Origin of the sequence: Pseudoalteromonas sp. NZS37, assembly GCF_015864265.1 — a bacterium.
Taxonomy (GTDB): Bacteria; Pseudomonadota; Gammaproteobacteria; order Enterobacterales; family Alteromonadaceae; genus Pseudoalteromonas; species Pseudoalteromonas arctica.
Map to the genome: position 1 here is coordinate 1 of NZ_JADYXL010000020.1, position 9470 is coordinate 9470.

The following is a 9470-nucleotide window of genomic DNA, read 5'->3' on the forward strand; positions in this document are numbered from 1 at the left end:
GGTCTTATTTAAGCTTCCAGCTAGACGAGAGGATAGAAGATATCCCCGATGGGTTAAGCCAAAACCATCTAAGTATCCCCATAAAAAGAAAAATGCCAGTCAGCTTAACTGACTGGCATTAACCTTTAGGTGCTTTTTTGGTTTTAAACTCAGCTTATAAATTTAATAAATAAGCTTCAATAAAGCGGCGTTGGTTAGCGGCTTTTGGCGCTGTTTTAAATATAAGTGTATTACCATTTTTACGTAGTTTTAGCTCATTAGTAAATTTACATTCGATAGCATTGAACTGAGCTATGTCGTTTTTAAAACTTTGGTCTTTTTCGCACATGGATGCCATTTCGTTTGCAACTTGTGCACAAAATGAACCCACTGGATATTCTTTTAGGTTTTCATCATCAATGCTTTCCCAATCAACATTGGTATTTATTTTTAATCCGCATTGCTTATCTATTTCGCTATTAGCGGCAGCTATATTTTTTTGTTGATACCCTAAATGCTTTTCACGATTAAACTTCGCTAGTTTAGCTTGAGTACCTTTATTTAATTGTTGATCGTATTGCGCTTTTAAGTCTTCAACAATGGCAGGGTTTGACTCTTCTTTTTTTGATAAGTAAATTCCATCACGAGTGTCTGGAATATAAAGATTGTAAGAGCAACAGCGGTAGCCTTCCTCAACACTTACTAAACTTCTTTGTGTACCATCGTAAGTATATTTGTAAGCTTTATTACTACCATGAGGTTTTAAATCGGTTAAAAATACAATCCCATCAATATCATGGTTTATGCCTGTTACTTTTACTAAAGCTTGTTTTTTATCTGTTGTTGGGGCAATAACAACATTAACGCCTTCGCCCGAACTTAATTCTATTGGGTACTTAGCAAATTCCAAAGCAAAGCTTTTTTGACTAAGTAAAATACAGGCTATAAAGAATAGTTTTTTCATATTAAGTCCTTTTTAAGTTTTAAAGTTATACAGCAAGCTGGTTTATAACATTGATAATAATTGATTAAAAGCAATACAAGGTAGGTGAACGTGCCTATTTTTTGATTTTTAGCATTTAAAAAACTAATTAACGTGTTTTTGGCACGAGTGAATTGTGCAGACGTACATAGTAACTAAGCACGAATTTTGGCATTATAGCGCCATTAAACTTTGCATAGCTGTAAAGTGAGCATACGATTTAAGGAAAGTATATGCATATACATATTTTGGGCATTTGTGGCACGTTTATGGGTGGTATTGCAGCCATTGCTAAATCATTAGGTCATAAAGTAACGGGTTCTGATCAAAACGTTTACCCACCAATGAGTACGCAACTTGAAGAGCTTGGCATTGAACTGACTCAAGGCTACGACGTATCTCAATTAGAGCCAAAACCAGATATGGTAGTTATCGGTAATGCAATGAGCCGTGGTAACCCGTGTGTTGAATATGTGCTTGATAAAGGCCTGCCTTATACATCTGGCCCTGAATGGCTTAAACATAACCTATTACAAAACTCGTGGGTACTTGCTGTAGCCGGTACGCATGGTAAAACAACCACAGCAAGTATGCTTGCGTGGGTATTAGAGTACGCAGGTTTAAAACCAGGGTTTTTAATTGGCGGCATAGTCCAAAATTTTGGTGTATCGGCCAAAGTAGGTGAAACGCCATTTTTTGTTATTGAAGCCGATGAATACGACACAGCTTTTTTTGATAAGCGCAGTAAGTTTGTCCATTACCTTCCGCGTACACTTATATTAAATAATCTTGAATTCGATCACGCTGATATTTTCGAAGATTTAAACGCAATAAAAAAACAATTTCATCACTTAATGCGTACATTACCTCAAAGCGGCAAGGTAATTTGGCCTAAGCAAGACGTAGCGCTTAATGACGTAATAGCACAAGGGCTTTGGAGCGAAAGCGAAACACTCGGTGATGACTGGGGCTATGAATTAATAAAAGCCGATGGTAGTGAGTTTAATGTACTTTTAAATAACGAAAAGCAGGGTACTGTTTGCTGGCAAGCAATAGGCGAGCATAACGTTAAAAATGCAATTATGACTATCGCAGCAGCGCGCCATGTGGGTATAGCTGTTGATCATAGTATTGATGCCTTAGGAGAATTTATTAGCCCTAAAAGGCGTATGGAGCTAAAGGCTGATATTAATAATATTAAGGTGTATGACGATTTTGCGCATCACCCAACAGCAATTAAAACTACGCTTGCAGGACTGCGCGCAAAAGTAGGTGATGAAAAAATTATCGCTATTTTAGAGCCGCGCTCAAACACTATGAAAATGGGCGTGCACCAATATACATTATTAGATTCACTGCGTGATGCTGACGACGTACTACTTTTTGAACCAGAGAATCTAAATTGGTCGCTAAAAGAGCAAGCAGATAAAGCAGGCATGCAGTGCTTTAGCAGCACGCAAACAATTATTGATACGGTGCTTGAAAATATTGAGCCTAATCAGCATATTTTAATTATGAGCAATGGCGGTTTTAATGGCCTTCATCAACACCTTGTTGATGGTTTAGCTGATAAATACAGCGGAGAATAGTGTGCAATTTAAAGATAGAATTACGCTCGCTTTTAGCGGTGCATCAGGTGCGCCTTATGGTTTAAGGTTACTTGAAGTGTTGCTTGAGCAGCAATTTCAAGTTTACGTACTTATCTCAAGTGCAGCGCGAGTGGTGCTTGATACAGAATCAAATATTAAGCTCTCTGGTAATGAAGACAAAGCCACTGAGCAGTTAAGTACGCTGTTTAATGCTAAATCTGGGCAGTTAAAAGTATACGGTAAAGATAACTGGTTTAGCCCTGTGGCTTCGGGCTCTGCGGCGCCTAAAAAAATGGTGGTATGCCCGTGTAGTGCAGGATCGGTTTCTGCAATTGCAGTAGGGGCGTCAGATAACTTATTAGAGCGCGCCGCTGATGTGGTAATTAAAGAACGCGGACAGTTAATTTTAGTGCCGCGCGAAACACCGTTTAACGAAATTCATTTAGAAAACATGCTTAAGTTATCTCGTTTAGGTGTGACCATAATGCCAGCAGCGCCTGGCTTTTATCATAAGCCACAAAGTATTGAAGACTTAGTTGATTTTATGGTGGCGAGAATTTTAGATCATTTAAATATTGAACATAACCTAACAAAACGTTGGGGTTATGGTGAGGGTAAGTAATGAATAAGCAAAATATTGCTTTAAATATAGAAGGCCTTACCAAGGTTTATAAAAATGGTGTTGAGGCTATTAAAGGCGTTGATTTACAAGTTAAAGAGGGCGACTTTTTTGCTTTACTTGGTCCAAACGGAGCAGGTAAATCAACCACCATTGGTGTTATTTCGTCACTTGTTAATAAAACAAAAGGCAAAGTAGAAGTATTCGGTTGTAATATTGATACTGACTTAGAAGCTGCAAAAGCGCATTTAGGCTTAGTGCCGCAAGAGTTTAATTTTAGCCAATTTGAAACGCTTAGCCAAATACTTGTTAACCAAGCCGGTTATTATGGTGTGCCACGTGGCGAAGCCCATAAACGTGCTGATAAATACTTAGCGCAACTTGGCTTACTTGAGAAAAAAGACAAACAAGCACGTACGCTTTCAGGCGGTATGAAACGCCGATTAATGATTGCGCGTGCCCTTATGCACGAACCTAAGTTGCTTATACTTGATGAGCCAACTGCGGGTGTAGACATAGAACTTCGCCGTTCAATGTGGGATTTTTTACGCCAAATAAATGAGCAAGGCGTTACTATTATTTTAACTACGCATTACCTTGAAGAAGCAGAGTTACTGTGTAAAAACATCGCCATAATCGATAATGGCCGAATTGTTGAAAACACGACCATTAAAGCACTGCTTGCAAAGCTTGATAAAGAAACCTTTATTTTAGATTTAAAAATGCCAGCAAACCCTGTAACGCTTGAAGGTTATAAATTTACCATGACGGACGATCACACTGTTGAAGTAGAAGTCGCTAAATCTCAAGGATTAAATGCGGTTTTTAGTGCATTAACAACTCAAGGTAATACTGTATTGAGTATGCGAAATAAAGCAAACAGATTAGAAGAGTTATTTGTTGGATTACTAGAGCAAGGGCGGGGCGAATAAATGTTTAAATATGGCGTAGCCTTAAAGAGTTTGTGGATCAAAGAGTGCATTCGTTTTTTACGTATTTGGGTGCAAACTTTAGTACCGCCAGCAATTACGATGAGCTTATATTTTGTTATTTTTGGTAACTTAATTGGTTCACGCATTGGCGACATGGGCGGCTTTAGTTATATGGAGTTTATTGTACCTGGCCTTATAATGATGTCGGTCATTACTAACTCTTATTCCAACGTAGCCTCTAGTTTTTACTCAACAAAGTTTCAAAAAAGCATTGAAGAGCTTTTAGTTGCACCTGTACCTAACTACATCATTGTTCTAGGTTATATGGGTGGCGGTATGACGCGCGGTATTATGGTGGGCTTTATAGTTACCTGTGTATCGTTATTATTTGTTGATATTCAAATTCATAATATTTTTGTAATTATGGCGACGGTTATTTTAACCTCAGCTGTGTTTGCTTTAGGTGGCTTAATTAATGCGATTTACGCAAACAGCTTTGACGATATAAGCATTATCCCCACCTTCATACTAACGCCACTAACTTACTTAGGCGGTGTATTTTATTCAATTACGTTGCTGCCTGAATTTTGGCAGAATGTATCACAAATCAACCCTATAATTTATATGGTTAACGCATTTCGTTATGGCTTTTTAGGTGTGTCGGATGTTGATTTGAGCGTGGCTCTTGGGGTTATTTTAGTATTTATAACAGCGTTATTTACATTAGCGCTTACATTGATCAAAAAAGGTGTGGGGCTAAGACACTAATGAGTGATGCAAATTCACGTAGTATTGTATCTAATCAAGCGGGTATTCACGAAAAGCTTGATGAAATAGTAAATAAGCACTTAGATGCTGAATTTAAAAAGCCAATTGCAGCACACACCCAAGCCGCATTTGACGAGGTTAATGCTAAAGTACAAGCCTTTAGTGGCCCGCTTATTTTAGACTCGTGTTGTGGCGTAGGTGAAAGCTCAGCTAACTTAGCTAAGCGCCACCCTGATGCACTTATAATTGGTATTGATAAATCGTCGCACCGATTAGATAAGCACGATGTTGAATATAAGCAAACCGACAGTGGTCAGTACATCTTAGTGCAAGCAGACTTAAACGACTTTTGGCGTTTAGCGGTTGCTGCTAATTGGCAACCTATACACCATTATTTGTTGTATCCAAACCCGTGGCCTAAATCTAAGCATATTCGTAGACGCTGGCATGGCGCGGCTATTTTTCCATTTATCGTTAAGTTAGGTGGAAAATTAGAAGTGCGCAGCAATTGGGATATTTACGTTAAGGAGTTTGCTCGGGCGCTCGAATTAACAGGCAACCCTTGCGATGTAACGCTTTATGAGTCAGACGATGCCATTACGCCTTTTGAGCGTAAATACTGGGCCAGTGGCCAGCAAAGCCACCGACTCGTTATTAACTTACCTCGCTAAAGTAAGTTAAAGTGCTAATTCTTCTTCTATAACCGTACTAACATGTGACACTGGGTGGGCAAAGTAGTTGCCTTGCATTAGTGTCACATTCGCCTTTTTAAGTGCGGTTACTATGGTTGCATTTTCTACCGACTCTGCCATTAATTGCAAACCAAGTTGATTAGCAAAACTGGCTATATGTTCAATAAATAAATAGATATCTTTGTCATTCACTATTTGCTTTATTAGTGCGCCATCTAGCTTAATACCATCTACTTCCAGCTTAAGTACGTTTGATATATTTGAATAACCACTACCAAAGTCATCAATAATAACCTTAACGCCTTTCGTTTTAACCATTCCAATAAATGCTTTTACCTCAGAAAAGTTGGCAATAGCTTGGGTTTCTAAAAGCTCTAGTGTGATATTACCAGGATGCGGGTAGCGCTTAAGTTCGTCCGCAATAAACTCACTTAAATTAGGGTCGAGCATATCTTGTGCTGTTATATTTAAACTCCAGCAAATATCGGTTTTTCTAAAGCGACTAACACATTGTGAAAATATAGTACGGGTAAGTATTCCGTCCATTCTTGATCGAGTAACAACATTTAAAAATGCATCAGGTTTCAACACTTCCCCTTGCGCCGTTACCATTCGAGCTAAACATTCGTATTGAACGACCTTGTTGGTATTTGTATCAATAATGGGTTGAAAGTAAGGCACTATACGGTTGTTATCAAACGCTTCACGCACCTCTTTAGCCATTTCAACATTGTATTGATATTGCGTTTTTACATCGTGTAGCGCTTTTGAGTAGTTAACTACGCTATGCCTGCCTTGTTTTGCTTGCAGCGCCGCTATATGAGCATTTTCAAGCAGTAGCGATTTATTGCCACTGGCAATACCTGCACATAGGGTTATGTAAATAAAAGGGTCAGTTAACACTGGGGTATTAAAGTTATATGTTTTTACGAGATCGGTAAATTCGTCATTACTCATTTCTTTAGGCGCGAGTAATACTATTTTGTTGGTTGCTAGTCTGTATATATGGCAATGCGCAGAGCTTCTGAGTTTAAAGTGAATAAGTAAGTTTTTCATTACTTTGTCACCCACTTCAGTGCCGTAGAAACTGTTTATATCTTCTATTTCATTAACCCAAATAACGGCTAACTGCATGTGATGAGCATTACTTTTTTTAATAAAGTACTCAAGAGCAATATGATTTGAAAAACCAGTACTTGAGTCAGTTGCTAAAGAGCGCTTTAGTAAATAAATATATATGGCGGCAACTAGTATCGCGATAAAAAAGAAGAAGCTCGCCATGGCAGCTGCTTTTGATACGCTTTCTTTAAGTTTCTCGTTTAAATTGTAAATAGTTATATCGGCACCCGTTAAATAGGTATTGCCGTTAATAGGGTCAACGTAAGGAATAAAAATAGTTTTAAAGTGGCCCCACTGATCGCTCGATATTTCAAATACAGGCTCGGTTGAGTAAAAAGCACTTATATTTGCATCGGTAGCTTCAGGGTAGAGATCTAAAAATTGAGTTACTTTGCCATTATTCTGATCGTCTTGCGTGTAGCTTGATGAGCTAAAAAGAACCTTTCCGTCTTTTAAAATCATTGAATACACATAAGCAATATCAAGTGCTTGAGCAAACTCAGAGAGCTGTTTACTCTTATTTTGATAGTAAGAAAAACTTATGTTGTCGCCTTGATTAACCGCACTTAAGTAATTTTCACCTAGAATATGTTTAACGCTGGTGGCGGCATTAAGTAAGCGATTATCAACCGACTGCATTATTTCAGCACGCGTGGTTTGGTAAGTGTAGTAAACATAGGTAAGCAAGCTTATTAAAAATAAGCTAAAGCCTGCCACTATCCAACTAACTTTGACTCTTCCTTCTGGCATATGTGTCCCTTTTTTGTTATCAAATTTATTATACCCAAAATAAGTAAATGCCCAATAAATAATTAGGTTTGGTAGAGTTTTAATTAAATTATCATTTTTTTGTCATCGCTTTGATTGCTTTTATAGGTTTAAACGAGACATTTTAGTTATATTGCAGTAAAGTTAGCGCAATTTTTAAAGAAACACGATTGCTCTAAATGTCCTAATAATTAGGCGTTTTTGATGGGTAAGCGCGTGTTTTAGCTACACACACTAGGTATTGAGATGGATCAAAAGCGTTGTGCCGTCGCCTCTAAAGAAAGCCTTAAGCGTATATTTACTGTACCTGAAGCGCCAGACTCAACTTTAAGCAAAATCGAGCTTGAAATTTCGAGTAATTTAGCAGGTTTTCTAAACGAAAATATAGCGGCAATTGAAAAACCATTACATGAAATCGAAAAAGATTTTCAGTCGGCAGTGATCCCAGAGGATCCAACGTTTGTATCTGCTTATGCCCAAGACATAATGGAGCAACTTGTTGCGCATTCTGTGCATACAGCTGCGCCTAGCTTTATTGGTCACATGACCTCTGCCTTGCCGCATTTCTTATTACCGCTGTCAAAATTGATGGTAGGGCTAAATCAAAATCTAGTAAAAATAGAAACGTCTAAAGCGTTTACGCCTCTTGAGCGTCAAGTGCTTGGAATGATGCATCATTTAGCTTATGGACAAGAAGATTCATTTTATTCTAAATGGATGCACAGTGCTAAAACCTCACTAGGTGCATTTTGCTCTGGTGGAACGGTTGCTAATATTACTGCGCTTTGGATTGCTCGAAACCGCTTATTAAAACCCGATGGCGATTTTAGAGGTATCGGCGCACAAGGCCTAATTGCCGGTATGCTGCATTACGGCTATAAAGGTTTAGCAGTATTAATATCAGAACGCGGACATTACTCATTAGGTAAATCGGTTGATTTACTCGGTATTGGCCGCGATAACTTAATTGGCATTAAAACCTGCGAAAATAATAAAGTTGATGTAGGAGCTATGCGCGAAAAAGCACGTGAGCTTGAATCGCAAGGCATTAAAGTAATGGCGATTATTGGGGTAGCGGGTACAACCGAAACCGGTAATATTGATCCACTTGATGAAATGGCCGACTTAGCACAAGACATTAACTGCCATTTTCATGTAGATGCTGCATGGGGAGGAGCGACCCTTTTATCGAACACGCATCGCCCTTTACTTAAAGGGATTGAGCGAGCAGATTCAATTACCATCGATGCACATAAACAAATGTATGTACCAATGGGAGCGGGCTTAGTTTTATTTAAAGATCCCGCTGCAACTGATGCGATAGAGCATCACGCTGAGTACATATTACGTAAAGGTTCGAAAGACTTAGGTAGCCACACGCTTGAAGGCAGCCGACCTGGTATGGCAATGTTAGTACACGCTTGCTTACGTGTTATTGGTCGCAAAGGTTACGAAATGCTGATTGATCGAAGCATCAAAAAAGCACATTACTTTGCTGATTTAATTAAGGCTGATGAAGACTTTGAGCTTATTTCGGAGCCTGAGTTGTGCTTATTAACGTATCGTTATGTACCTAAGCAAATTAAACAAGCAATAGCCGATGCTGATGCAGCAACTCGGTTAGATATTTTTGCTTCACTGAACCGTTTTACTGCCAGTATGCAAAAACGTCAGCGAGAGTCTGGTCGCTCATTTGTATCACGTACTCGTTTAACGCCTTCTAAATACGACAATCAACCTACAGTTGTATTTAGAGTGGTACTTGCAAATCCGCTTACATCAGGCGCTATTTTAAAAGAGATATTGGCTGAGCAAAAAGAGTTGGCTGCAACAGATCCTGTATTCAAAAAATACTTAAGAAAGTATATGTAATCTAAATACAAAAAAGGGTCCATAAGGACTAATGCCAGTCAGTTAAGCTGACTGGCATTTTTCTTTTTATGGGGATACTTAGATGGTTTTGGCTTAACCCATCGGGGATATCTTCTATCCTCTCGTCTAGCTGGAAGCTTAAATAAGACC

8 protein-coding genes are annotated in these 9470 nt (G+C 38.6%); 6 read left to right on the forward strand and 2 right to left on the reverse strand.

Features of this window, described 5'->3' with window-relative positions; translation table 11 throughout:
* Window positions 1-154: 154 nt before the first annotated feature.
* Complete coding sequence (locus I6F47_RS19855) at window positions 155-943, reverse strand: hypothetical protein (RefSeq protein ID WP_165722912.1); 789 nt, start codon at window positions 941-943, stop codon at window positions 155-157.
* 251 nt (window positions 944-1194) lie between these two features.
* Between I6F47_RS19855 and mpl the strand changes: the two genes are divergently transcribed.
* Genes mpl through trmB form a run of 5 tightly spaced genes read left to right on the forward strand, consistent with a single transcriptional unit; the run spans window position 1195 to window position 5540 of the window.
* A complete protein-coding gene (gene mpl / locus I6F47_RS19860; protein WP_165722913.1) occupies window positions 1195-2550 on the forward strand; it encodes a UDP-N-acetylmuramate:L-alanyl-gamma-D-glutamyl-meso-diaminopimelate ligase in 1356 nt (451 codons plus the stop codon).
* A gap of 1 nt (window position 2551) precedes the next feature.
* Window positions 2552-3172 (forward strand): flavin prenyltransferase UbiX, encoded by a 621-nt coding sequence (locus tag I6F47_RS19865; RefSeq protein ID WP_007584746.1) that lies wholly within the window; start codon window positions 2552-2554, stop codon window positions 3170-3172.
* Window positions 3172-4101: an ABC transporter ATP-binding protein gene (locus I6F47_RS19870; protein ID WP_007584747.1), complete on the forward strand. Its 930-nt coding sequence runs from the start codon at window positions 3172-3174 to the stop codon at window positions 4099-4101. Before I6F47_RS19865 ends, I6F47_RS19870 begins: the two co-directional genes overlap by 1 nt.
* Window positions 4102-4869 carry an ABC transporter permease gene (locus tag I6F47_RS19875; protein WP_007584748.1) on the forward strand — a complete coding sequence of 256 codons (768 nt, stop codon included), beginning with the start codon at window positions 4102-4104 and terminating at the stop codon, window positions 4867-4869. It abuts the gene before it with no gap.
* A complete protein-coding gene (gene trmB, locus I6F47_RS19880; protein WP_165722914.1) occupies window positions 4869-5540 on the forward strand; it encodes a tRNA (guanine(46)-N(7))-methyltransferase TrmB in 672 nt (223 codons plus the stop codon). Before I6F47_RS19875 ends, trmB begins: the two co-directional genes overlap by 1 nt.
* Before the next feature lie 6 nt (window positions 5541-5546).
* Here the strand turns inward: trmB and I6F47_RS19885 are convergent, their stop codons facing one another.
* On the reverse strand, window positions 5547-7430 hold the full coding sequence (locus tag I6F47_RS19885) for a bifunctional diguanylate cyclase/phosphodiesterase (protein ID WP_010554415.1): 1884 nt from the start codon (window positions 7428-7430) through the stop codon (window positions 5547-5549).
* Between the two features lie 264 nt (window positions 7431-7694).
* Here I6F47_RS19885 and panP point away from each other — a divergent pair, with 264 nt between their 5' ends.
* On the forward strand, window positions 7695-9320 hold the full coding sequence (gene panP / locus I6F47_RS19890; protein ID WP_024594075.1) for a pyridoxal-dependent aspartate 1-decarboxylase PanP: 1626 nt from the start codon (window positions 7695-7697) through the stop codon (window positions 9318-9320).
* Window positions 9321-9470: the final 150 nt, after the last annotated feature.